Annotated in this window: 21 protein-coding genes; 11 read left to right on the top strand and 10 right to left on the bottom strand. The window is 71.9% G+C overall.

All coding sequences use genetic code 11. From position 1 onward, the window contains the following. Window positions 1-225: 225 nt before the first annotated feature. Window positions 226-351: a hypothetical protein gene (locus H180DRAFT_RS30895; protein WP_368073102.1), complete on the top strand. Its 126-nt coding sequence runs from the start codon at window positions 226-228 to the stop codon at window positions 349-351. Between the two features lie 81 nt (window positions 352-432). Then, the gene (gene mscL, locus H180DRAFT_RS02280) at window positions 433-948 is read left to right on the top strand and encodes a large conductance mechanosensitive channel protein MscL (protein ID WP_055484216.1); all 516 of its coding nucleotides are present in this window, start codon (window positions 433-435) and stop codon (window positions 946-948) included. Window positions 949-955: 7 nt separating this feature from the next. Here mscL and H180DRAFT_RS02275 read toward each other — a convergent pair whose 3' ends face one another. After that, window positions 956-1171 (bottom strand): hypothetical protein, encoded by a 216-nt coding sequence (locus tag H180DRAFT_RS02275; protein ID WP_055484215.1) that lies wholly within the window; start codon window positions 1169-1171, stop codon window positions 956-958. A gap of 44 nt (window positions 1172-1215) precedes the next feature. On the opposite strand from H180DRAFT_RS02275, the gene H180DRAFT_RS02270 reads away from it, so the two are divergent. Then, window positions 1216-2277 (top strand): P1 family peptidase, encoded by a 1062-nt coding sequence (locus tag H180DRAFT_RS02270; protein ID WP_055484214.1) that lies wholly within the window; start codon window positions 1216-1218, stop codon window positions 2275-2277. A 439-nt stretch (window positions 2278-2716) separates the two neighbouring features. On the opposite strand, the gene H180DRAFT_RS02265 is transcribed toward H180DRAFT_RS02270, so the two are convergent. Continuing rightward, window positions 2717-3733 (bottom strand): sigma-70 family RNA polymerase sigma factor, encoded by a 1017-nt coding sequence (locus tag H180DRAFT_RS02265; RefSeq protein ID WP_055484213.1) that lies wholly within the window; start codon window positions 3731-3733, stop codon window positions 2717-2719. An 857-nt stretch (window positions 3734-4590) separates the two neighbouring features. Between H180DRAFT_RS02265 and wrbA the strand changes: the two genes are divergently transcribed. From wrbA to H180DRAFT_RS02250, 3 genes are all read left to right on the top strand, one after another. Further along, window positions 4591-5235: an NAD(P)H:quinone oxidoreductase gene (wrbA, locus tag H180DRAFT_RS02260; protein ID WP_055484212.1), complete on the top strand. Its 645-nt coding sequence runs from the start codon at window positions 4591-4593 to the stop codon at window positions 5233-5235. Between the two features lie 389 nt (window positions 5236-5624). Continuing rightward, entirely contained in the window at window positions 5625-7451 is a 1827-nt protein-coding gene (locus tag H180DRAFT_RS02255) for a glycoside hydrolase family 3 protein (protein WP_055484211.1), read from the top strand. 458 nt (window positions 7452-7909) lie between these two features. Then, on the top strand, window positions 7910-8911 hold the full coding sequence (locus H180DRAFT_RS02250) for an Acg family FMN-binding oxidoreductase (protein WP_055484484.1): 1002 nt from the start codon (window positions 7910-7912) through the stop codon (window positions 8909-8911). Window positions 8912-9070: 159 nt separating this feature from the next. Here H180DRAFT_RS02250 and H180DRAFT_RS02245 read toward each other — a convergent pair whose 3' ends face one another. Then, on the bottom strand, window positions 9071-9637 hold the full coding sequence (locus tag H180DRAFT_RS02245) for an Rv1733c family protein (protein ID WP_055484210.1): 567 nt from the start codon (window positions 9635-9637) through the stop codon (window positions 9071-9073). A 203-nt stretch (window positions 9638-9840) separates the two neighbouring features. Here H180DRAFT_RS02245 and H180DRAFT_RS02240 point away from each other — a divergent pair, with 203 nt between their 5' ends. Further along, window positions 9841-10545: a response regulator gene (locus H180DRAFT_RS02240; RefSeq protein WP_055484209.1), complete on the top strand. Its 705-nt coding sequence runs from the start codon at window positions 9841-9843 to the stop codon at window positions 10543-10545. Between the two features lie 283 nt (window positions 10546-10828). On the opposite strand, the gene H180DRAFT_RS02235 is transcribed toward H180DRAFT_RS02240, so the two are convergent. Then, window positions 10829-12580, bottom strand: a complete 1752-nt coding sequence (locus tag H180DRAFT_RS02235; protein ID WP_055484208.1) for a sensor histidine kinase — start codon at window positions 12578-12580, stop codon at window positions 10829-10831. Between the two features lie 214 nt (window positions 12581-12794). On the opposite strand from H180DRAFT_RS02235, the gene H180DRAFT_RS02230 reads away from it, so the two are divergent. Then, window positions 12795-13484, top strand: coding sequence for a CBS domain-containing protein (locus H180DRAFT_RS02230; protein ID WP_055484207.1), 690 nt, complete (start codon window positions 12795-12797; stop codon window positions 13482-13484). A gap of 133 nt (window positions 13485-13617) precedes the next feature. Here H180DRAFT_RS02230 and H180DRAFT_RS02225 read toward each other — a convergent pair whose 3' ends face one another. The 3 genes from H180DRAFT_RS02225 to H180DRAFT_RS02215 form a co-directional block, all read right to left on the bottom strand. Further along, window positions 13618-14751: an NAD-dependent epimerase/dehydratase family protein gene (locus tag H180DRAFT_RS02225; protein WP_055484206.1), complete on the bottom strand. Its 1134-nt coding sequence runs from the start codon at window positions 14749-14751 to the stop codon at window positions 13618-13620. A 94-nt stretch (window positions 14752-14845) separates the two neighbouring features. After that, window positions 14846-15277 (bottom strand): DUF2267 domain-containing protein, encoded by a 432-nt coding sequence (locus H180DRAFT_RS02220; protein ID WP_055484205.1) that lies wholly within the window; start codon window positions 15275-15277, stop codon window positions 14846-14848. Window positions 15278-15497: 220 nt separating this feature from the next. Next, window positions 15498-16601: an alcohol dehydrogenase catalytic domain-containing protein gene (locus H180DRAFT_RS02215; RefSeq protein WP_055484204.1), complete on the bottom strand. Its 1104-nt coding sequence runs from the start codon at window positions 16599-16601 to the stop codon at window positions 15498-15500. Window positions 16602-16957: 356 nt separating this feature from the next. Between H180DRAFT_RS02215 and H180DRAFT_RS02210 the strand changes: the two genes are divergently transcribed. The 3 genes from H180DRAFT_RS02210 to H180DRAFT_RS02200 are packed head-to-tail and all read left to right on the top strand — an operon-like array spanning window position 16958 to window position 19628. Continuing rightward, on the top strand, window positions 16958-17887 hold the full coding sequence (locus H180DRAFT_RS02210; RefSeq protein ID WP_055484203.1) for a universal stress protein: 930 nt from the start codon (window positions 16958-16960) through the stop codon (window positions 17885-17887). Between the two features lie 54 nt (window positions 17888-17941). Then, on the top strand, window positions 17942-19282 hold the full coding sequence (locus H180DRAFT_RS02205; RefSeq protein WP_055484202.1) for a nicotinate phosphoribosyltransferase: 1341 nt from the start codon (window positions 17942-17944) through the stop codon (window positions 19280-19282). A 46-nt stretch (window positions 19283-19328) separates the two neighbouring features. Further along, the gene (locus H180DRAFT_RS02200) at window positions 19329-19628 is read left to right on the top strand and encodes a DUF1876 domain-containing protein (protein WP_055484201.1); all 300 of its coding nucleotides are present in this window, start codon (window positions 19329-19331) and stop codon (window positions 19626-19628) included. Between the two features lie 172 nt (window positions 19629-19800). Here H180DRAFT_RS02200 and H180DRAFT_RS02195 read toward each other — a convergent pair whose 3' ends face one another. The 3 genes from H180DRAFT_RS02195 to H180DRAFT_RS02185 all read right to left on the bottom strand — a co-directional run bounded on the left by H180DRAFT_RS02195 (window position 19801) and on the right by H180DRAFT_RS02185 (window position 21932). Next, a complete protein-coding gene (locus H180DRAFT_RS02195) occupies window positions 19801-20439 on the bottom strand; it encodes a DUF4142 domain-containing protein (protein WP_055484200.1) in 639 nt (212 codons plus the stop codon). 423 nt (window positions 20440-20862) lie between these two features. Next, on the bottom strand, window positions 20863-21597 hold the full coding sequence (locus H180DRAFT_RS02190) for a cation efflux transmembrane domain-containing protein (RefSeq protein ID WP_055484199.1): 735 nt from the start codon (window positions 21595-21597) through the stop codon (window positions 20863-20865). Continuing rightward, window positions 21597-21932, bottom strand: coding sequence for an ArsR/SmtB family transcription factor (locus tag H180DRAFT_RS02185; RefSeq protein ID WP_055484198.1), 336 nt, complete (start codon window positions 21930-21932; stop codon window positions 21597-21599). The genes H180DRAFT_RS02190 and H180DRAFT_RS02185 overlap by 1 nt, the downstream gene beginning before the upstream one ends.

Genomic DNA, 21932 nt, shown 5'->3' with positions numbered 1-21932 from the left:
GAGGCCCGGCCGGGTCCGGCCGCGGCAGGGCGACCGTCGCACCCGAATTCCCCGGGCGGACGGAGCCCGGGGCCCACGGTCTCCGCTCCGGTGCGCATCGCTGACGCCGCATCGGTACGGCTGCTCCACCGGGGAGACCGGGTCGATGTGATCGCCGGACCTGACGGGGCGGGGAAGGCAAGGGTCGTGGCCAGGGGGGTGCGGGTGGATCGGGTTCCCAGGCCGGTGGAGACTGACCCGGTCGGCGCAGCGGACGACGGAGCACTCGTCGTGCTCAGAGTGCCGCGCGGGACGGCCACCGCGCTCGCGGGCGCGGGGGCCGCCGGCAGGCTGGCGGTGACGCTGTGCTGAGCCTGCGAACGTCCCGCCCCCTGCGCCGCTGTCCGTACCGCACAGGAGCCGACAGGAGACGGGTCGAAGAACGTGACAGCTGTGGAGAGCGAGAAGAAGGGCCTGCTGGGGGGATTCAAGGAATTCCTGATGCGCGGCAACGTGGTCGAGCTGGCCGTCGCCGTCGTCGTCGGCACGGCCTTCAGCAAGATCGTCGATTCCGTCGTCAAGGGCCTGATCAACCCGCTTGTGGGAGCGATAGGGACGAAGGACCTGGAGAAGTACAGGTCCTGCCTGAAGGACCCCTGCAAGATCAACGAGGCGACGGGCGAGGTGACGCAGGGCGTACCGATCAACTGGGGCCCGGTCCTCAGCGCATCGCTGACCTTCCTGATCACTGCGGCCGTCGTCTACTTCCTCATGATCCTGCCGATGACGAGGTACAAGGAGAGGCTGGCGGCGAGGAAGACCACCCCGGAGCCGCCTCCGGAGGTGAACGAGGTCGATCTGCTGACGGAGATCCGCGACCTGCTCGCCGCGCAGCGTGCGGATCCGGACGGATCGCTCGGCCGGCAGCGCGAAGGCCGGGACGGGCCGGTGAGCACGGAGAAGCAGTAGACGCGCCTCACAGGTGGTGGGGCGGCTTCTCCTCGAGGAAGCGGGCGAGGTCCGCGGCGGCGTCCCCCGGCTGTCCGCCGCGGGCTCCGCTGCCGGTGGCGCCTGCGCCCGCCCGGTCTTCGCCCCAGCCGCTGTCGGTGTCGTCCGCCGAGGGCAGGCTGAGCGGGTCCTCGAACTGGAGCCGGGCAGCCGGGTCTGCGGGCTGTTGCGAACCGGTTGTCATGCATGAAGCGTACGGCGTCCCGGCGTGCCTGGTATCCATGCCGCATGACTACTCAGGACGCTCTGACGGACGTGCCGGGTGTGCGGGTCGGCCATGCACAGCGGACGACCGCGGACGGGCCGGGCTGGCTGACCGGCACGACCGTCGTGCTGGCCCCGGAGGGCGGCGCCGTGGCCGGTGTCGACTCCCGCGGCGGCGCCCCGGGCACCCGGGAGACGGACGCGCTGGACCCCCGGAATGTGGTGGAGCGCATCCACGCGGTGGTGCTCACCGGTGGCAGCGCCTTCGGGCTCGACTCGGTCTCGGGGGTGATGGGCTGGCTGGAGGAGCAAGGCCGGGGTGTGCGTGTGGGACCCGACCCGGCGCAGGTCGTGCCCGTGGTCCCGGCGGCCGTCCTCTTCGATCTCGGCCGCGGCGGCAATTGGCGGGGCCGCCCGGACGCGGCGCTGGGCCGAGAGGCGGTGGAGGCCGCGGCAGCCGCGGAGCCGGGGTCGCCGGTTGCGCAGGGCAATGCCGGTGCCGGCACGGGAGCGGTCGTCGGCGGCCTCAAGGGCGGCATCGGCACGGCGAGCACGGTGCTTCCGTCAGGGACGACCGTGGGTGCCGTCACGGCGGTCAACGCGGTCGGTTCGGCGGTGGACCCGGCCACCGGCGTCCTCTACGGGGAGATGTGGGACGGGCTGCCCCACGTACCGGACGGCAGCACGCACGCGGAGGCTCAAAGGCGTCTCACGGAGGCACGCGACGAGACGAGCAGGCGTTCCGCGGGCACGCTGCGGCCCCCGCTCAACACCACGCTGGCGGTGGTCGCGACCGATGCCACGCTCACGCGTGCACAGGCCCAGAAGACGGCCGGCAACTGCCACGACGGGCTGGCGCGCGCGGTGCGGCCTCTGCACCTCATGCACGACGGCGACACGGTGTTCACCCTGGCAACCTGCGAACGCTCCCTGGCGGACGGAGAGTTGAACGAACTTCTCGGCGCCGCCGCGGATGTGCTGACGAGGGCCGTGGTCAGGGCCGTGCTCGCGGCGGAGGGAGTGGACGGGCCGGGAGGTGTGTTCCCGTCCTACCGGGACCTGTACGGCTCCGGCCGCCAGAGCTGACCGCCAGGGCCTGCCGGCCACGGCGGGGTGCTGAGGGCGCCGCCGCGGATGTGCTGACGAGGGCCGTGGTCAGGGCCGTGCTCGCGGCGGAGGGAGTGGACGGGCCGGGAGGTGTCTTCCCGTCCTACCGGGACCTGTACGGCTCCGGCCGCCAGAGCTGACCGCCAGGGCCTGCCGGCCACGGCGGGGTGCTGAGGGCGCCGTCGCGCACCAGCCGGTCCCCGGTCCGCGCGGCAGGCGGGTCGTCCAGCCCGGCCCCGGGCCACGGAAGAGTCCCGGCGCTCGGGGGAAGGCACCGGGACTCGTCCTGGGGCGGCCAATGGTTGCCGCCGCTCACTGTGCGGTCTTTCCGCTGTCCGTCTACGCGGTCCGTCTGCGGGGTCCGTCTGCGCTGTCATGCCGCGGGCCCGGTCAACCGGTCGCGGCCACGGCGCGGCCGTCAGGCGGCCGCGTCGAACCCGGTGTCCGAGGCGAGCTTCTTCAGCTCCAGCAGGGCGTGCTTCTCGATCTGCCGGATGCGCTCACGCGTCAGGCCGTGCTGCTTGCCGACCTCGGTGAGCGTGCGCTCCCGGCCGTCGACCATGCCGTAGCGCGCCTTGATGATGGAGGCGGTACGCGAGTCGAGCCGGCCGATGAGCCCGTCCAGCTCCTCGCGGCGCAGCAGAGTCATCACCGACTGCTCGGGCGAGGCGGCGGAGGTGTCCTCCAGCAGGTCGCCGAACTGCGTCTCACCCTCTTCGTCCACGGACATGTTCAGGCTGACCGGGTCGCGTGCCCAGTCCAGGACGTCGATGACGCGCTCCGGCGTGGAGCTCAGCTCCGCGGCGACTTCCTCGGGCTCCGGCTCACGCCCGTGTTCACGGTTGAACTCCCGCTGGACGCGCCGGATGCGGCCCAGCTCCTCCACGAGATGGACGGGAAGCCGGATCGTCCGGGACTGGTCGGCGATGGAGCGCGTGATGGCCTGCCTGATCCACCACGTCGCGTACGTGGAGAACTTGAAGCCCTTGCGGTAGTCGAACTTCTCGACCGCCCGGACCAGGCCTGCGTTGCCCTCCTGGATCAGGTCCAGCAGGGGCAGCCCGCTGCGCGGATACCGCCGGGCCACGGCCACGACGAGACGGAGGTTGGAGCGGATGAAAACGTCCTTCGCGCGCTCGCCCTCGGCGACGACCGCTTCCAGCTCCTCGCGGGTCGCTGTCGCGCTGGCGGAGTCGGTGCTCAGCGGCTCCTCGTCCTTGTTCAGTATTCGCCGGGCGTAGACCCCGGCTTCGATGGCGAGCGACAGCTCGACTTCCTTTGCCGCGTCGAGCAGCGGTGTACGCGCGATCTCGTCGAGATACATGCCGACCAGGTCGCGGTCCGCGACTTCGCTGCCTGCGGCGCGAACACTGCTTGCCGCGTCAGTGGCACCGGTAGCGGTGGCCTGACGACGGGCGACGGCACGGGTTGCCATGCGTGCTCCCTTGCGAGTGGACTCGTTCAATCTGGTCGGTGGCTTGGGTCGGACACCCCCCGGGTGCCCCCATCCGTAGGAAACAACGAGCGGAAACCGGACTTAATTCCCAACCAGCGCGTCGTTTTCCTGATCATGCAGTACCCTGTGCGGCCACGCTCGGGCCTCCACGGCCCGACGAGCACCTTGAGGTGCTGGTCGGAGCGGGTACCGGCGGGAGGACCCCGGGCGCTGCGCGGCACTCGAGGGGTGCGCGCGAACCCTCCGACGTCTTCGGCACTGTTCGTCACGCCTGCTGAGGAGCGGGGCGACGAGCGCTCTCCCCGTAGAGACGACTCGACGACGCGGATAGTTGCACCGGAACGCCCCGTCTTACGGAAAAGTCGCCCCCGCCCGGACAGCGGGCGAATGCCCGGGACCGCCGACGCGCACCCCGGACCGGGCCCGGCGGGACCGCATCCGGCCAATCTCACTCGGGGCCACCGACCGGCTACGGGGCCTTCGGGCCGTTGTCCGGGCTCCTCAGGTCCGGCTTGTGCGCCGCAAGTGACCGCGTTCACCACACACCGGCGCCGCCTCCCCTCCCCACCCCGCCCGCGACTCCACGGTCCCGCTCCTCCAGGCCCGGACGGCTGACCCCGGTCGTGGCGCCGTAGTCACGCTCGCCCCTCGCCTGACACGTCGGTCCGTCACACAGGCGGCCCCTCGCACGACCTCCGATCCCCGGGTCACGGTGAATGAGAGCCGAAAGAAGGGGTAGTTGCCGCTTCAACGACCTCCCTGCTGGAGGACGTGTGCGAAGGCGTGCCCGTGGCACCCAACGCACAGAAACCGCACGTCACTTGGACAGGAGTTCCATGAACACCCCGACAACGGCCGACGCCGGCTCCGCCCAGCTCAAGGTCGCCGTCATCTACTACTCCTCCACCGGCACCGTCGCCGCCCTCGCCAAGGAGATCGGCGAGACCGCGGAGAAGGCGGGCGCAGAGGTACGCCTGCGCCGCGCACCCGAATTGGCCCCCCAGTCGGCGATCGACTCCAACCCCGCCTGGGCCGAGAACCAGCGCGCCACCGCCGACATCCCCGAGGCCTCCCCCGAGGACGTCGAGTGGGCGGACGCCGTGCTGTTCGGCACGCCGACCCGCTTCGGGAACGTCTCGTCACAGCTCAAGCAGGTTCTCGACCAGCTCGGCGGCCTGTGGGCCGAGGGCAAGCTGGCCGACAAGGTCTACAGCGGATTCACTTCTTCCGCCTCCCTGCACGGCGGTCAGGAAACGACCCTGCTCGCCCTGTACACCACCATCCACCACTTCGGAGGGCTCATCGCCGCCCCCGGGTACACCGACCCGTCGAAGTTCACCGACGGCAACCCCTACGGCACGTCGCACACCGACGCCCAGGGAGCCAACCCGGTCGACGAGACCGCACGCACAGCCGCGCGGGTCCAGGCCGAGCGCGTGGTCCGGATCGCCCGCGGCGTCAAGGCCGGTCTGGCGGCCTGACAGCCTGCCTGCCTCGCTGACGGCCTGACAGCCTGCCGACCTGATGGACTGACGCCGCGTCAGTCCGGGCAGTCCGGCAGTCCGGCAGTCCGGCAGGCAGACAAGCGATCCGGCAGATCCGGCAGCTCCGGCAGTCCGGCTGCGTGCCCGGCCCGCACACCCGCGGGCCGGGCACGGACGCCACCGCCCGCCCTCGGGATGCCGGACAGCGGCACCCCGCCCCCGGCGCAACAACCACCCCACAGAACCCACCAGCACTCCGGCGGGGCCCCGCCGCCAGTGGACTGGACCGATGAACATCAGCGCGGCGTCTGGCCCTCCAAACGCCGCGCTGCAACTATGTGCGCTCCCGTATGCCCGGCTCCATGGCCCGTGTGAGGAGCACCCATATGCACCAGACGCCGCCACCGCAGTCCACCTCCCGCAGACAGATCCTCGCCGGAGCCGGGGCAGCCGGTATCGCGGCGGCCCTCGCCCTTCCCGGCAGTACGGCGTCGGCAGCCACCCCGGACGAGGAACGCATCAGGCGCACGGCGCGCGCCCTGCTCAAGCGCATGTCGCTGAAGGAGAAGATCGGGCAGCTCTTCGTGGTCGAGGTCTACGGGAAGTCGGCGGACACCGAGCACGCCAAGAACAAGGATCTGTACGGGGTTTCGACGCCGGCGGAGGTCATCACCAAGTACCGTCCCGGCGGCGTCATCTACTTCGACGCGCGTCGCGGCCCGGACAACCTCAAGGACCCGCAACAGATCGCCGGCCTCAGCAACGGCCTGCAGCGCGCGTCCCTGCGCACCGGCGCACGCGTCCCGCTTCTGGTCTCCATCGACCAGGAAGGCGGCAGCGTCGTCTACCGCATGCTGGAGCCGGCCACCCAGCTGCCGGGCAACATGGCGCTGGCGGCGGGCCGTTCACCGGGCGACGTCCGCCGCTCGTCCGAGATCATCGGGACCGAACTGGCCGCGATGGGCATCAATCAGAACTACGCGCCCGTCGCCGACGTCAACATCAACCCCGCGAACCCGATCATCGGCGTCCGCTCCTTCGGCTCCGACCCCTCGCTGTGCTCGCAACTGGTCGCCGAGTCCGTACGCGGCTACCACCGCGGCGAAGTGGCCAGCGCGGCCAAGCACTTCCCCGGCCACGGCGACACCGACACCGACAGCCACACCGGTCTGCCCGTCATCAACCACACGCGCCGGCAGCTGGAGGACATCGACCTGCCGCCCTTCCGCGCCGCCATCGCACGCGGCGTCGACACGATCATGACGGCCCACATCGTCGTCCCGGCGCTGGACTCCAGCGGCGTTCCGGCGACCATGTCGAAGCCCATCGTGACGGGGCTGCTCCGCGAAGAGCTCGGCTTCACCGGCCTCATCGTGACCGACGCCCTCGACATGGGCGGAGCCACCGAGGACTTCCCGCCGGACGTCGCTCCCGTGCGGGCGCTGAAGGCCGGCTGCGACCAGCTCGTGCTCGCGCCGAAGACCGACGTCGCTCACGCCGCCGTCCTCGAGGCCGTCGAGAGCGGCGACGTGACGGAGACCCGGCTCGACGCGTCCGTGCTGCGCATCCTGGAACACAAGCTGCGCAACGGCCTCTTCCCGCGTCCGTACGTCGACGAGAAGCGCGCCGTCGGCGTCGTCGGCAACCGCCGCCACACCGCGGACTGCACCCGCATCACAGGGCGCACGATCACGCTGGTACGCAACGAAAACGGCACCCTGCCCCTTTCGGCCGCCAAGCGCACCGTCCTCGTCACCGGCTGGGACGCGAGCCAGGTCGGGACCGTCGCCGACACGGTCGGCAAGCGCTCAGGTCAGGCGGCCACCCCGCTGGCGACCGGCGCGGCCCCCGGAGCCGCGAAGATCGAGGAGGCCGTCACCGCGGCAGGGCAGCACGACGTGACCGTCGTCCTCACCAACGCCGCGGCGTCCGCCGCGGACAAGGGAGTCGCACAGGCGGACCTGGTCAAGGCTCTGGCGCAGACGGGCAAGCCGGTGATCGCGGTCGCGGTGCGCAACCCCTACGACATCCGCCGCTTCCCGGACGTGCCCGCCTACCTGGCCACGTTTTCGTACACCAAGACGTCTCTGACGTCCCTCGTGCAGGTCCTGTACGGCGACATCGGCCCGGCGGGCAGGCTTCCGGTGAGCATCCCGGAGCTCGACGAGGGCGGCGGGACTCTCTACGAGTTCGGGCACGGCCTCGGTTACTGATCGCGGCCACTGATCGCGGTCACTGACGCGGGCGGACGGGCGCGGGCCCGGCCGCCCGCGTTCCGCGCAACGGCCGGGTTTCCCCGGTGCGGCCCCTCGGTGCTGGGGCCCCTCGGTGCTGGGGCTCCTCGGTGCAGTGCCCCCGGCCGCCAGCACGGGCGGGGCGCTGCACCTTTGTGTGCGGGTGCTGCACGGTGTGCGGGGCCCGTACGCACGAGGGCCCGTGCGCACGAGGAGACGTTCGGGAACAACGGGACGTTCGGCCCGTCATCGGGCCCTTCCGGACCTCGGCGGAGGGTGGCGCCGGCAGGAGTCTTGCCAGTAGACGGACAACGCGGCTCGCGTCGCGCAGTGATCTCCCGGCGGCGGCCGGGAAGGCAGCAGTGGCCGGGCATGTGGAGTTCGTCCACGACGGCCCCGTCGACGGCGGCCGCCGCAGTCGGACCGAGGGAGTGTTGATGTCCCCCACCTCATTCGCCCGAAGCGAGGTGGTCGAAAGTCTCGTCCGCGATGCCTCCATGGCGCCGTCCATGCACAATGCGCAGCCATGGCGCTTCCGCTACAGCCGGGGCGGCGACTCGATCACGCTGCGCGCGGACCCGGAGCGGGCCATGCCGCACGCCGATCCGCAGCTGCGGGCGCTGCATCTGGGCTGCGGGGCGGCTCTGTTCAATCTGCGGGTGTCGGCACAGCACGCGGGGTTCCGGCCCGTCGTGACGCCGCTTCCCGACCCGGACGACTGGCAGACCCTGGCGCATGTGTCGCTGCGGGAGTCCGCGGGGACCATCGACCCCGGTCTGGCTGGGCTCTACCCGGCGATCGCGCAGCGGCGCACGAGCCGTCAGCCGTTCGACGAGCGGCCGATACCGGACGAGCTGGCGAACCGCCTGGTCGAGCAGGCGCGTGCGGAGGGCGCACAGCTCGCCTTCCTCTCCGGCTGGCACCTCTCCCTCGTCCTCGACGTCATCGAGGAGGCCGAACTGGACTCGCAGCACTCCGGCGACCCGGACGAGCAGCGATGGGTACGTACGGGCGTGCAGCTCTCGGACGCGGTACCGGACGGCATCCCGGAGACCGCCTTCGGCCCCCGCAAGAAGGACGGCAGGGCCCCGGTGCGCGACTTCACCCGGGGCAGGAGCCCGGCGGGTGACACCGAGCCGGGCACGGCCTCGTTCGAGCACATGCCGCTGCTGGGACTGCTGTGCACCGAGCACGACCACCCGTACGACTGGCTGGCCGCGGGGCAGGCCATGGAGCGGACGGTGCTGGCGGCGACGCGGGAGGGCCTGGCCACCTCGTTCTCCACGCAGGCTCTGGAGCGCTCAGAGCTGCGCTGGCTGCTGCGTGACCCGGTGTGGGGAGCCGGCCCGGTGCAGATGGTGATCCGGCTGGGATACGGAGCGCCTGGGCGGGCGACGCCGCGCCGCCCGGTGCGTGAGGTGCTCGACATCGTGGAGTAGATGCTCGACGTCGTGGAGTGTGGAGCCGGTGCTCGACATCGTGGAGTGAGGACCCGGTGGGTGGTGAGGATCCGGTGGGTGGTGGTTGGGCCCGCCGATCGCCGAGGTGGGCCCCGGGTAGGCCCCGGACTCTAACTCCTGGCGGCTCCACTTGGACTCTCAGTCCCTGCGGCTCCACTTGGGGCCGACCGTGGCCCACTCGCGTTCCCATGCCTTGTCCCGGGCTGCATCCAGGCGTCTGCGCACCACCCAGCAGCCGCCTCCCACCAGGAAGCACGTGGCCACGGCCGCGGCACCACCGGCGGCCCCGCCCTGGACGGCCGCCTCGCCCGGACCGGGCGGCGGCTGGTGCGGCATGCCCTGCCGGTCCAGCCACAGCGGTACGCGCGTGCCCTTCTTCGTTCCGGTCTCCACCGGGGCCCGGCCCGTGCGGGTGTCACCGTCCGCGGTCTTCCACTGGACCTTCGTGAGCACGGTCGGGTCGTCGGAGACGGTGGAGATGCCGTCCGTCGAGGGCGCGTCCTCGCGGAGCACGGCCGACGTACGGTACAGGCCCGGCTGCTCGGCGAGGTTGCCGGCGACCGCGTCCGAGGCCAGTGCGCCGGTGAGCGGGGCGCTCACCGCCATGATCACTCCGGCTGCGACGCCCGCCCACGCCTCGGCACGGTCCGAGCGGCGCCGGAGCGGATTCCTCCGCCAGCGCCACAGCCATCTCCTCGTCCTCATGTGCCGACTCCCCTCGCGGCGCCAAAGAGCACACGGGTGCGAGGTGATCCGACGCGCGTCCTCTAAGGGGGGCCGGAAGGTCCACCGGTGCCGGTACGAGTGGCCCCCTCCTGCGTCGGCAGGGGTCCGTTCGGCCCTATCCGGCCGATGCCCGGCAGGGCGACGATGCGAAGAGCGGCGCCCGACAGGGGAAGGGGTGCGACATGAGCGAACTGCGGACGTACTCCGAGCAGAACCCCATCAGGGTCCTGCTGCTCGACGATCACGAAGTGGTACGGCGAGGCGTGCACGACCTGCTGGACGCAGAGGCCGACATCGAGGTCATCGGCGAGGCCGCCACCGCGGAGCAGGCAATGGCCCGCGGCCCCGCGCTCCGCCCGCACGTGGCCGTGCTCGATGTGCGGCTGCCGGACGGCGACGGCGTGACCGTCTGCCGCGAGCTGCGCTCCCGCATGCCGGACCTGGCGTGCCTGATGCTGACGTCCTTCGACGACGACGACGCCCTTCTGGACGCGATCATGGCGGGCGCGGCGGGCTACGTACTCAAGCAGATCAACGGCTCGGACCTCGTCTCGGCCGTACGTACGGTGGCGGCGGGCCAGTCCATGCTGGACCCGGCGACGACGGCCCGGCTCATGGGCAGCCTGCGCGGTCCCGGGACCCGGGACGAGGAGCACGCCGGGGACGCGTTCGCGGATCTCTCGCCCCGTGAGCGGGACATCCTGGACCTGATCGGCGAGGGGATGACCAACCAGGAGATCGGCAAGCGTCTGTTCCTGTCGGAGAAGACGGTGAAGAACCACATCTCGCGGCTTCTGGCGAAGCTCGGTGTGGAGCGGCGCGTGCAGGCGGCCGTGATGGCGACGCAGGCGCGGACGGAGGAGAAGGAGAGGCACCGCCGTCACTGAGCTCCCGCGAGGGGGACGAGGACATGGACGATCGATCCGGGCCGGGCCGGGCCGGACGGTTGATCCGCGCCGGGACGGGCCGGACGGTTGATCCGCGCCGGGACGGGAGCGGCGAACAGGGCAGTCCGGCCGAGACGAGCGGAGCAGCGAGCAGGGCGATCCCGGCCCGGATCAGGAGGAGCAGGGCGGCGAGCCCGAACAGTCCCGCGGAACGCCCCGGCGCCGAGCCACGGGAACCGGCGGCCGGCCGGCCAGCGCGGACTCAGGTCCCGGCCCCACCGGCTCAGGGTCCCGCGCCCGCACCGTTCAGGGGGACGCGCCAGGTCAGTCCCGTACCGCCGCCGGAGGGTGTGACGAGCCGCAGCTCCCCGCCGAGCCGCTCGGCCCGCTCCGAGAGGTTCTGCAGCCCGCTGTGGTGACTTCCCTCCGGTATTCCGCAGCCGTCGTCGACGACGCTCAGCGTGAACGCCTCCCCCTCCGTCTCCGCCGCGACCTCCACGCTGCTCGCCCCGGCGTGCCGGGCAACGTTCGACAGCGCCTCCCGCAGCACCGCCACGGCCTCGTCCGCGACGGGAGCGGGCACGTCCGTGTCGAGCAGTCCGCCCATGCGGAGAGCCGGTGTGAAGCCGAGGGCGGACGCCACATCCTGCACCGCCTGGGTGACGCGGCTGCGCAGCCCGTCACCGTCCGAGTCGTTGTCGTGCGCGCGCAGACCGAAGATCGTCGAGCGGATGATCTTGATGGTCGCGTCGAGGTCGTCGACGGCTCTGACCAGCCGCTCGCGCGCCTTGGGGTGGTCCACGAAACGCGTGGCGCTCTGCAGGGTCATGCCCGTCGCGAACAACCGCTGGATCGCCAGGTCGTGCAGGTCGCGGGCGATGCGGTCGCGTTCCTCGAGGAGCGTGATCTGTTCGGCGTCGCGGCGGCGCTCGGCGAGCTCCATCGCGACCGCCGCCTGTCCCGCGAAGGCGCTCAGCGGCGCGATCTGCGGCTCGGCGAAGGGCTGCCGGGGCTTGGCCCGGGCGAGCAGCAGCACACCCCGTGGCATGTCGTCGGCGATCATGGGCACCGCGACCGCGGGCCCGAGACCCGCCCAGCGCGGCGGCCCGGCCCTGATGCGCGGATCGTGCTCCACGTCGGCGCTCGTGATCACCTCCCCCGCCTTCACGGCGGCTCCGACGAAGGAGCCTTCGCGCGGCAGCAGCAGCCCCCGGTGGTGCTCTGCGTCGGTGCCCGCCGCGACCGCGACCCGGAAGGAGTCGCCGCCCTCGGGCAGAGCCAGAGCCCCGAGGTCGGCGGTGAGGATGGTGCGCGCCAGTTCGACGATCAGCCCGAGTACGCGCCGTTCCTCGACGCCGGAGAGCAGTGCCCGCGTGACCTCGGCGTTCGCTTCCATCCAGCGCTGGCGGTAGCGCGCCTCCTCGTAGAGCCGGGCGTTCTCGACGGCGACGCCCGCCGAGGCGGCCAGGGTCGACAGCACGGTTTCGTCCTCGCTGTCGAACTCCTTGCCCTCCCGCTTCTCGGCCAGGTAGAGGTTGCCGAACACCTCGTCCCGCACCCGGATCGGGACCGCCAGCAGGGAACGCATCGGCGGATGGTCCGGGGGAAGGCCCTCCGACGAGGGGTGACGGCTCAGTTCGGGCAGGCGAAGCGGTGCCGGGTTCCGGATCAGTTCGCCCAGCAGTCCGTGCCCCGCCGGGAGCGCCCCAATGGCTTCCGCCTGCTGCTCGGTCACCCCCACGGGTATGAACTGGGAGAAGTTTCCGTTCTCCCCGAGCACTCCGAGCGCCCCGTACTCGGCGTCGACGAGCAGCACGGCGGCCTCGGTGATGCGGTGCAGCACCTGCGAGAGTTCGAGTTCACGGCCCACGGAGAGCACGGCGTCGAGCAGGCCGTGCATCCGGTCCCGCGTGCCGCGCACGGCGTCGATCCGGACCTGCAGTTCCTCCAGCAGGTCGTCGAGCTGCATACGGGGCAGATGACCGGGGCCGGGGCCGGGGCCTTCGCCGTCCGCGTGATGCACAGTGCCGCTCATACCCCCTCCGCATGAATAGGGAGGATTTGTCCGTTTCTCTAGTCCAAACAGTAGCTCCGAAGGGGCCGAACGGCACCGGAGCGGCCACTCCCCCGCGGCCGGGCGGCCCGTCCCGGACGGGACGACCGGCGCCACACGCCGGGTTCCTCCGCCCCTCCCCCCTCGGCCGGCCCCGGTCCGACACTGAACGGTGCGGGGCTTGGGAGGTGGGGAAATGCCGTACCGCACCGTGGGCGAGCTGATGACGAGCCCGGGGCTCGGGGTGCACCGGAGCGCCGCCGCCGACGAGGCGGCCCGGCTGCTGGACGAGCACGGTCTCTCCGCCCTCCCGGTCGTGGACGACAACGGCTGCCCGGTCGGCGTCGTCTCGCGCAAGGACCTGCGCGAGCGCCTCGACGGCGCGCGCACGGCCCGCGGGGCGGCTCCGTACCCCTCGCGCGGCCTCGGACACCCTCCCGGCGCCGTCACCGCGGACGCCGTGATGACGAGCCCCGCGGTCACGGCCCGCCCCGGCTGGACCGTCTCGCAGGCCGCCCGCACCATGGACCGCCGCCGCGTCAAGTGGCTGCCCGTCGTCGACGAGGCCACGGACCGGCTCGTCGGCTTCCTCAGCAGGGGCGACCTCCTGCGGGTCTTCGTCCGTACGGACCGCGCCGTGCGGCAGGAGATCGCGCGGGACGTGCTCGACCGCACGCTCGGCATCGGTCCCACCCAGGTCACGGTCACGGTGGCCGAGGGCCGGGTGACGCTCCAGGGCATCGTCGAGCGCCGTGCGCTGCTGCCGGTCGTGGACCGGCTGACGCGGGGCGTGGACGGCGTCGTGGACGTCCGCAACCACCTGGCGTACCTCAACGACGCACCGCCGGGAAGCGTGCCGTCCGCTGCCGGTCCGGCGCTGACGTGACCGGACGGGCGGGCGGCACCCGCCCCGGGAGGCCGGCCGGGGAGTGGCCCCGGCCGGGAGTGACGCCGGCCGGTGAGTGAGCGGGTGCTTCCGGTCGCTTTCAGGTGAGGGCCCCGACGTGGTGCCGGTGTCGTCAGGGGCGTTCGCCCACGCCCGTACGAAGCTCCCGGAGCCGGCCGCCCGGCAGCCTCCGTGTCAGCGTGGGCGTGGACGCGCCGGAGACGTTCCGCAGCCCGGTGAGGAAGGCGCCCACGGCCTCGTCGGCCGTCCACCGCGGCGACCAGCCCAGCTCCTGCCTCGCCCGTCCCGGGTCCATCAGCGGCAGGCGCAGCACCGCGTCGAACAGCTGCGGCGAAGCGGGCAGGAGATGGGAGTGCCAGCCAGCCGCGAGCGCCGTGCGCACCGGACGCAGCGGCATCCGTACAACCCGGGCCCCGAGCAGTCCGGCAAGCACTTCGGCGTCGATGACCGGGTCGGCCGCGAGGTTGAACGCGCCCCGTGCGGCGCCGGTGGCGGCGGCGCGGAAGGCTTCGGCCGCGTCGTCCGTGTGCAGCGTCTGCATGCGCAGTCCGGGCAGGTCCGGCACGAGCGGCACCAGTCCCGGCCGTACGAGCCGCTGCGGCAGGAAGGGGCCCGCGAACAGCCGTCGTTGCTCACTCGCCGCCTCCTCCTTGAAGAGGAAGCCGGGACGCATGCGTACCACGCGGATGCCGGGGTGCTCGCGCTCGAAGCTGTCCAACGCCCGCTCCAGATAGGCCTTCTCCCGGCAGTAGGCGGCCTCCGGCCAGCCGTGCGTGGGCCAACTCTCGTCCACCTGACGGTCCTTGGGCCCCGGCGAATACGCGCCGACGGACGACGCGTGCACCAGGGCGGGCACACCGGCCGCCGCGACGGCGTCGAAGACGCGGAGGCTGCCGAGCACGTTCGTTCGCCAGGTGGTGGCGGGGCGGTGCGTGGGCTGGAACAGCCACGCGAGGTGGACGACCGCGTCCGCGCCGCGGAAGAGCCGCACCAGTCCGTCGCGGTGCCCGTCCCCCCGGGCGTCCTCGCGTGCGATGTCGGCGGAGGCCCACTCCGTCTTCGGCGGCGACCATGACGGAAGGCGGCGCGCGATGCCGAGCACCGAGCCGACCTGCGGGTCGTCCGCGAGGGCGCGCACCACGCTCGTGCCGACGTTGCCGGTCGCACCCACGACGACGATGCGCAGTCCGGCGCCGCCCGTGCCGCCCGCCCCCTCGGGGGAGATGTCAGGTTCCGAGGTCGTCATGGCCCCTCCTGGTTCTCGTGTGCTCTTGCCCGTACATGCCGGTTCCCGGCTGCGGGCCCGTCCGCCGGGCTGTACGTCCTCGCCGGCGTCGCGTTCAGCCGCGAGCCCGCTCCGAGGGCAGCACCTCGCGGATGCCCGGCGGCAGCACGTCGGCGAGCTTGATCATCAGCTCCGGTGCGACGGCGGCGTCCAGCACCTCGAGCACCGCACTCGCCCGCCGGAGTGCCTCGTCCTCGGACGTCTCCCCCCGCCATGCCACGCGTCCGGCGAAGACCGGCAGGTCGAATCGCTCTCCGCTCACCCGGCGCTCGGCCCGCTCGTGGGGAGCCGTCTCGTGCACGGCGACGACCCGGCGCAGCGACTCGGCGGCCTCGTGCGGAAGCTGCGCGGCGAGGTGGTCGGCGACGCCGTCCGGCACCCGCTCGGCGACGGTCTCGAGCGTCGCCCGCACGGCCTGCTCGGCGGCCTGCCTGCTCCCCAGGTCCGCGCGCGCCTGCACCCGGCCGGTGAACTCCTCGTAGCGCATCGGTCCTGCCACCCCTCCGGCTCCGGTCGGCGTTCGTGCGCCCGCACGCACGCTGCTTTCGTGCCGGGTGACCGCGAGACCGCGTCCGACACTCCAGCCGGACGCAGACTGCCCGCCGCGCCCGCTGCCCGCGGTCCCCGGCAGGGCGCGCCGCCGAAGCAAGTCCTCCGAACCCCGCGCGCGCATGACGAGGCAGGCCGGAGCAGGCGGAGCAGCACCGTCAGCCCTGCCGCGCCCCGCCACCGGCCGTCGTCACGAGTGAGGAGCTGTCGGCCCGGTAGACCTGCTCCCCCTTGAGCGCGACCTTCAACGCACCCGTCCCGGCGGCCCCCGCGAAGACCTCGTACGCCTCCTCCACCGCCCCGAGTTCGAAGACGTGCGTGACCATCGACGCCGTCGGCAGCCGTCCCGCGGCGAGCATGCTCAGCAGCATCGGCGTCGAGGAGGTGTCGACCAGTCCCATCCGGATCGTGAGGTCCTTGATCCACAGCTCCTCCAGGTGCAGCGCCACAGGCTTCCCGTGCACGCCGACGTTGGCGACGTGACCGCCGGGCCGCACCATGCGCGTGCACATCTCGAACGTCTCCGGCGCACCCACCGCCTCGATCGTGACGTCCGCACCGAGACCGCGCGTCAGGTCGTCGACGAGCTGTTCCGGCCTGTCGGAGGCGAGCACCTTCGCGTCCGCACCGAAGCGGCCCGCCGACTCCAGGCGCTCCGGCGTCAGATCGACGGCGACGACCCTGTCCGGCGAGTAGAGGCGCGCGGTGGCGATCGCGGCCAGACCCACCGGGCCCGCGCCCACCACGACGACGGTGTCTCCGGGGCGCACCTGCCCGTTCAGCACGCCCACCTCGTACCCGGTGGGGAAGATGTCGGCGAAGAGCACCGCGTCCTGGCTGTCGATCCCGCCCTGGAGCAGGTGCAGCGAGTGGTCCGCGAACGGCACGCGTACGTACTCGGCCTGCGTTCCGTCGATGCGGTGCCCGAGAATCCAGCCTCCGCCCCCGCGGCACTGCCCGTAGGAGCCCTCACGGCAGTAGCCGCAGCGGCCGCAGGCGGTGATGCACGAGATCAGGACACGGTCGCCGGGACGAACCGTCCGCACGTCGCGGCCGGCCTCGACCACCTCGCCCACGGCCTCGTGCCCCAGCACCGTGCCGGGCTGCACGCCGGGCACGTCGCCGTTCAGGATGTGCAGGTCGGTGCCGCAGACGGTCGTGGTGTCAACGCGTACGACGACGTCCTGGGAGTCGTGGACGTCCGGATCGGCCACCGTCTCCCAGACGGCCCTTCCGGGCTCATGAAAGACCAGCGCCTTCATGGTCGGTCTCCTCCCGTGTCCAGTCCGGCGGCCCCGCGCCACGGACACTTCACCTGGAGTCTTCACCGGGAAGTCGTCACCGGGAGTCCGTGCGGGACCCAGTGCCCAGGCTGGCCCGCGGCGCGCGGCACCCGCATGGGCCGTCCGGCCCACGGCCCGCCGCCGAGAGGCCCGGGACGGCGTCCGCCCGGGGACCTCGGCGCCGAGAGGCCCGGGACGGCGTCCGCCCGGGACGTTCGGTCTCTCCCTCGGGCCTCCCGGCCCCTCCGCCACGGGACCTGCCCGCAGCACCCTGTCACTGAGAGCACATGCCGTGCGTCCGTGCTTGCGCGCGTTGCAGGCGGGAGGGAGACGTCATGTTCCAGTCCGTCACGGTGGGTCTGGACGGCACGCGGGAGAGCCTGGCCGCCGTCGACTGGGCGGCGCGAGAGTCACTGGCACGCGGCGTCACGATGAACATCGTCCAGGTCCGTGAGACCGGCGCGTATCCCTACTCACCCCTGACCGACGACGACATCGAACGTGAATGGGCACAGTCGATCACGAGCGAAGCGCTCGACGACCTCAACAGCCGGATGCCCGACCTGGCCGTCACCGTCGACATGCTCGCCGGGCGCCCCGCACACGTCCTCTCCGACGCCTCCGCCGAGACCGACCTGCTCGTGCTGGGGTCCCGCGGCCTCGGCAGCATCCTCGGCTACATCGTCGGTTCGACGGCGCTGCCCGTCGCCGCGCACACGGTGTGCCCCCTCGTCCTCGTCCGCAGCCGCCCCCAGGGCAGCACCCGGGAACGGGACGAGCACCACGTGGAAGCGGGCCTCCTCGAACCGGAGCACCACCCGGCGTCCGAGACCCCGGGCGGAGACATCGTTCTCGGACTCGACCTGGGCCGCCCGGCCGACGACCTCATCGCCTTCGCATTCGACACCGCGGCAAGGCACTCGGCGCAGCTGCGCGTCCTGCACGCCTGGGACCTCCCCCCGACGTACGGCATGCGGCCCCTGCCCGTACCGCCCGCGATGACCAACGAACTGCTCGCCGCCCAGAACCAGGCACTCATCGCCGCACTGCACCCCTGGCAGGACGCGCATCCCGACGTCAAAGTGCAGGCCGAGGCGGTCATCGGGCAGCCGGCGCGGCTGCTGGTGGAGGCGGCGGCGCAGGCGTCCATGCTCGTCGTCGGCCGGCGAAACCGCCGCTCCCGGCTCGGAACGCACGTGGGGACGGTCACCCACGCCGTCATGCATCACGCACGCACCCCTGTCGCGGTGGTGCCCCACGACTGAGACGGGTCCGTCCGGCCCCCGCCGGACGGACCGCTTCCAGGAGGTGTCCAACAGATGTCCGAGGCGAGGAAGACGGACCTGTACGAGCTGACGATGGCCATGGCCTACGTCCACGACGGGATGACGGCGCCCGCGACCTTCAGCCTCTTCGTACGTGACCTGCCGCCGGAGCGCGGCTTCCTGGTCGCCGCCGGGCTCGAACCCGCTCTCGACTACCTCGCGGACTTCCGCATCGGGCCCGACGACCTCGACGCCTTCGCCGAAGCGCTCGGCTGCCCCGCCCGCGAACTGGTACCGCTGCTCGGCATGTCCTTCGACGGCGAGGTCCGCGCCGTCCCCGAGGGAACCGTCGTCTTCGCGAACGAGCCGCTGCTGGAGGTCACCGCGCCGCTCCCGGTCGCCCAGCTCGTCGAGACATACCTGCTCAACCTGCTCAGCCACCAGACGGCCGTCGCGTCCAAGGCTTCGAGGTGCGTGCTCGCCGCCGGAGGCCGTCCCGTCATGGACTTCTCGATGCGCAGGACCCACGGGCTCGAAGCCGGCAACGCCGCCGCACGTCTGGGCGCCCTCGTCGGCTTCTCCGGCACGAGCAACGTGGACGCGGCCGCCACGCTCGGGCTGCACGCGATCGGCACCATGGCCCACTCCTACATCGAGGCGTTCCGCTCCGAGGAGAGCGCCTTCCACGCCTTCGCGCGCGCCCACGCCGGCCGGCCCCTGACGTTCCTCGTCGACACCTACGACACCGACGGCGGCACGCGCACCGCCGCACGCGTGATCAAGTCCCGCGGGCTGGGCGCCGGTTCGGCGATCCGGCTGGACAGCGGCAACCTCGGCGACCAGGCGGTGCGGGCACGCCGGATCCTGGACTCAGCGGGACTGAAGGACGTACTGATCGTCGCGAGCGGCGGGCTCGACGAATACCGCGTGGACCGGCTCGTACGGGAAGGCGCACCCATCGACGTCTACGCCGTCGGGACCCGCGTCGGCGTCTCCGCGGACGCGCCGTACCTGGACTCCGCGTACAAGATGGTCGCCTACGACGGCCGGCCCGTCATGAAGCTCTCCTCCGCGAAGGTCACCGCCCCTGGCCAGAAGCAGATCTTCCGCAGCCGCGACTCGGACGTCGTCGCCCTCCGGGAGGAGCAGCCCCCGTCCGGCGTACGGCCGCTGATGCGTCCGGTGATGCGGAACGGACACCGCGTCACCGAGGCCCCGCCGCTGCGCGAGGCACAGGATCGCTTCGCCGCCGAGGTCGCCCAACTGCCGCCCGAGGCACGGCGGATCACCGGGCCGGTGCCCCGCCACCCCGAATTCTCCGACCAGTTGAAGGCGCTGACGGAGCAGGTCCGCCGCCGCATCGAAAGCGAAATCCTCACCCCGGAACGGGTGTGAACCCGCGGGCCGGAGCCCGCAGTCAGGAATCAGCCAGGAGGTCACCATGCCGAACACACGAGAATGGAACGTACGCATCTTCCTCTACGAGGACGAGGGCAACACCACCGCACGCGCCGTCCTCGACACGGGCGAGACCACGCTCACCGGCAGAGGCGTCGCCCGCTGCAACCCCGAGGACGTGGACATCCCGGAGATCGGCGACGAACTCGCCGCAAGCCGCGCCATGGCCGAACTCGGCCGCCAGATGATGCGCGCGGCCGACCGCGACCTCCAGGGCGTCGGCGCGGGCCCGCTTCCGCCCAAGGCCCGTGCGGCCTTCGGATGGCCCGACATGAGCCTGTGACGTCGTCGGCCGCGGCGCCGTGAGCCCGCGAGCCCGCAGCCGGGAAAGACGGGAAAGACGGGAAAAGGGTGCACACCTGCCGGGACCGGCGGCGGAGAACACCGGTCCCGGCAGGTGTGGGCACAGGCAAGAGGCAAGAGGCAAGAGGCAAGGGCGACGGTTCGGCGTCGCCTCATTCGCCCTGGCTGATTGCGTCGCTGTCCACCAGCCCGGTGCCTTCCAGAACGGCAATGTGATCCAGGACAACGGAGTTGGCCTTGGTGGCCAACGACCGCACCATCGAGTTGCGGGTCTGGTCACGCACAAGTCCCACGAGGCCGAACATCTGGCCGTCGTGCTTCCGGACCCGGTTGACGAAGACCTCGTCGAACTTCTTGCCCTTGGCCTTCTCGATCTCGCTCATGTACTGCCGCTGGGCGTCCGTCGGCTGGTTCGGCAACGTCACCTTCAACGTGCGGCCGGCCTCGATGGCCCGCTTGTCCAGATCGGAGCATGCCTCCACCACACGGTCACCGACGGCCCGCACCGTCTTCTGGGTGCCTCGTTCCCGTGCGGCGCGCCCTGCGGGCACCTTCCACAGCCCGGCAGACCGCACACTCCGCAGGAAGTCGCGGTCGAGAGCGGTGAGCGGCCCGTACTTGGTCTTCCAGGTTCCCTTGCCGTCGTCCTGCCATCCGGCCCTGGAGAGCGCGATGGTGCGGTTCCCGTCGAAGAAGTAGACGGGAACCAGCAGCGAAACAAGCGTCGCGACGAAACCGAGAAGGACCAGCGCAGTGCCGGCCACTCGTCCGGACGGCTTGATGGAACGCATCGGAACCCTCCCCATTCAGGCCATCGAAGCGCGGTGGACACCTGGGTCATTATTCGTGTACGTGCAGCCTGAGTTGGCGGCTTAGTCCTGATCCGACAAGGTCTCCTCGACGTCCGGCGACTGTGCTGTATCAGGAGACGGGAGGAGAGAACGAGGATACGGGTGTGCCTGAGCCCTGTCGGCAAGTCCCCTGCCGCCGTCTGCGGCTGCTGTGGTGGAGGGCCTCATCGACCGGGGCGGCGGCCCCACCGATCAGCGCGACGACGAAGAGGACTCCGGCCCCACCAGGGCGCCGAGCCGGGCCGGCCGGAGATGCCGCGGAAGCCGCTGTCCCGGTGCGGCGATGCTGCGTCACCGCACGTACGCCGAAGGCCGTCAGCGCCCATGCCGCCTACAGGGCAAGTGCAAGCCGAGCCCAGCCGGTCATCGTGGAGTCTCACCTGTGGTGCAGCAGGAACAGCCGGGGCGGCAGCCGCACGCATCTGATGCGGCTTCGGCCGGCTGCCCGGCCGTCACGGCGGCTGGTGCTGCGCAGCAGCCTCGGCCCTGCCACGCGTCTCGGCCCTCCTTGACGGCGATGCCGGCGATGACCAGGGCGGCGACCGGGTCGGCCCAACTCCAGCCGAGCGTGGCGTTCAGTACCAACCCGGCCAGGAGCACGGCGGAGAGGTAGGTGCACAGCAGCGTCTGTCTGGAATCGGCCACCGCCGAGGCCGAGCCCAGCTCGCGCCCTGCCCGCCGCTGGGCGGCGGAGAGAAACGGCATGATCGCCAACGACAGTGCGGCCAGCACGATGCCGGGCGGCGAGGAGTCCGCCTCAGTGGTACCGGTCAGGGCCCGTACCGAGTCGATGGTGACGTAGGCGGCGAGCGCGCAGAAGGAGACGGCGATGATCCGTAGTGTGGTGCGCTCCCGGGCGTCGCGGACGGCGCGGTCACGGGCCGAGAACTGCCATGCCACCGCCGTGGCCGAAGAGACTTCGATGACGGAGTCCAGACCGAAACCGATCAGTGCGGTGGACGAGGCCAGCATGCCGGTCGTGAGCGCCGCGACGGCCTCGATGACGTTGTAGGTGATGGTCGCTGCGACCAGGAGCCGGATACGGCGGGCCAGGGTTTCCCGCCGGCCAGGCGATGGGCCCAGGGAGACGACCGTCATCAGCAGCAGCCCTTCTCCTCCGCCTCGGTGCACGTGCGGTCCGCGGCGACGGCCACCACAGCGGAGCGCAGATCATCGAGCGCATGACCAAGGCGTGGGTCGGCGAGTTCGTACCGGGTGCGCCGGCCCACCGGCACGGCCACGACCAGGCCGCAGTCGCGCAGGCATGCCAGGTGGTTCGACAGCCTCGTCCGGGAGATTCCCAACGTCTCGGCCAGATCGGACGGATGAGCCGGGGCCTGGCGGAGGGCGATCAGGAGCCGGCAGCGGATCGGATCGGCCAGGGCGCGACCGAACCGCGCCAGCACCTCGACGTCGGCAGCGAGTGTCAGCAT

This window comes from Streptomyces sp. WMMB 322, from assembly GCF_900090145.1.
Lineage (GTDB): Bacteria > Actinomycetota > Actinomycetes > Streptomycetales > Streptomycetaceae > Streptomyces.
Note: the sequence above shows the minus strand (reverse complement) of the source record. Positions and strands in the feature narration are given on the sequence as shown.

Bases quoted from the DNA above. Each gene is read 5' to 3' on its own strand.
- H180DRAFT_RS02250 (WP_055484484.1), top strand. From the start codon at position 7,910: ATGTCCCCCACCTCATTCGCCCGAAGCGAGGTGGTCGAAAGTCTCGTC.
- H180DRAFT_RS02195 (WP_055484200.1), bottom strand. From the start codon at position 20,439: ATGCGTTCCATCAAGCCGTCCGGACGAGTGGCCGGCACTGCGCTGGTC.
- H180DRAFT_RS02220 (WP_055484205.1), bottom strand. From the start codon at position 15,277: ATGCGCTACGAGGAGTTCACCGGCCGGGTGCAGGCGCGCGCGGACCTG.
- H180DRAFT_RS02205 (WP_055484202.1), top strand. From the start codon at position 17,942: ATGTCCGAGGCGAGGAAGACGGACCTGTACGAGCTGACGATGGCCATG.
- wrbA (WP_055484212.1), top strand. From the start codon at position 4,591: ATGAACACCCCGACAACGGCCGACGCCGGCTCCGCCCAGCTCAAGGTC.
- H180DRAFT_RS02240 (WP_055484209.1), top strand. From the start codon at position 9,841: ATGAGCGAACTGCGGACGTACTCCGAGCAGAACCCCATCAGGGTCCTG.
- H180DRAFT_RS02215 (WP_055484204.1), bottom strand. From the start codon at position 16,601: ATGAAGGCGCTGGTCTTTCATGAGCCCGGAAGGGCCGTCTGGGAGACG.
- H180DRAFT_RS02235 (WP_055484208.1), bottom strand. From the start codon at position 12,580: ATGAGCGGCACTGTGCATCACGCGGACGGCGAAGGCCCCGGCCCCGGC.
- H180DRAFT_RS02200 (WP_055484201.1), top strand. From the start codon at position 19,329: ATGCCGAACACACGAGAATGGAACGTACGCATCTTCCTCTACGAGGAC.
- H180DRAFT_RS02225 (WP_055484206.1), bottom strand. From the start codon at position 14,751: ATGACGACCTCGGAACCTGACATCTCCCCCGAGGGGGCGGGCGGCACG.
- H180DRAFT_RS02230 (WP_055484207.1), top strand. From the start codon at position 12,795: ATGCCGTACCGCACCGTGGGCGAGCTGATGACGAGCCCGGGGCTCGGG.
- H180DRAFT_RS02270 (WP_055484214.1), top strand. From the start codon at position 1,216: ATGACTACTCAGGACGCTCTGACGGACGTGCCGGGTGTGCGGGTCGGC.
- H180DRAFT_RS02210 (WP_055484203.1), top strand. From the start codon at position 16,958: ATGTTCCAGTCCGTCACGGTGGGTCTGGACGGCACGCGGGAGAGCCTG.
- H180DRAFT_RS02190 (WP_055484199.1), bottom strand. From the start codon at position 21,597: ATGACGGTCGTCTCCCTGGGCCCATCGCCTGGCCGGCGGGAAACCCTG.
- H180DRAFT_RS02185 (WP_055484198.1), bottom strand. From the start codon at position 21,932: ATGCTGACACTCGCTGCCGACGTCGAGGTGCTGGCGCGGTTCGGTCGC.
- H180DRAFT_RS02275 (WP_055484215.1), bottom strand. From the start codon at position 1,171: ATGACAACCGGTTCGCAACAGCCCGCAGACCCGGCTGCCCGGCTCCAG.
- H180DRAFT_RS02265 (WP_055484213.1), bottom strand. From the start codon at position 3,733: ATGGCAACCCGTGCCGTCGCCCGTCGTCAGGCCACCGCTACCGGTGCC.
- H180DRAFT_RS02255 (WP_055484211.1), top strand. From the start codon at position 5,625: ATGCACCAGACGCCGCCACCGCAGTCCACCTCCCGCAGACAGATCCTC.
- H180DRAFT_RS02245 (WP_055484210.1), bottom strand. From the start codon at position 9,637: ATGAGGACGAGGAGATGGCTGTGGCGCTGGCGGAGGAATCCGCTCCGG.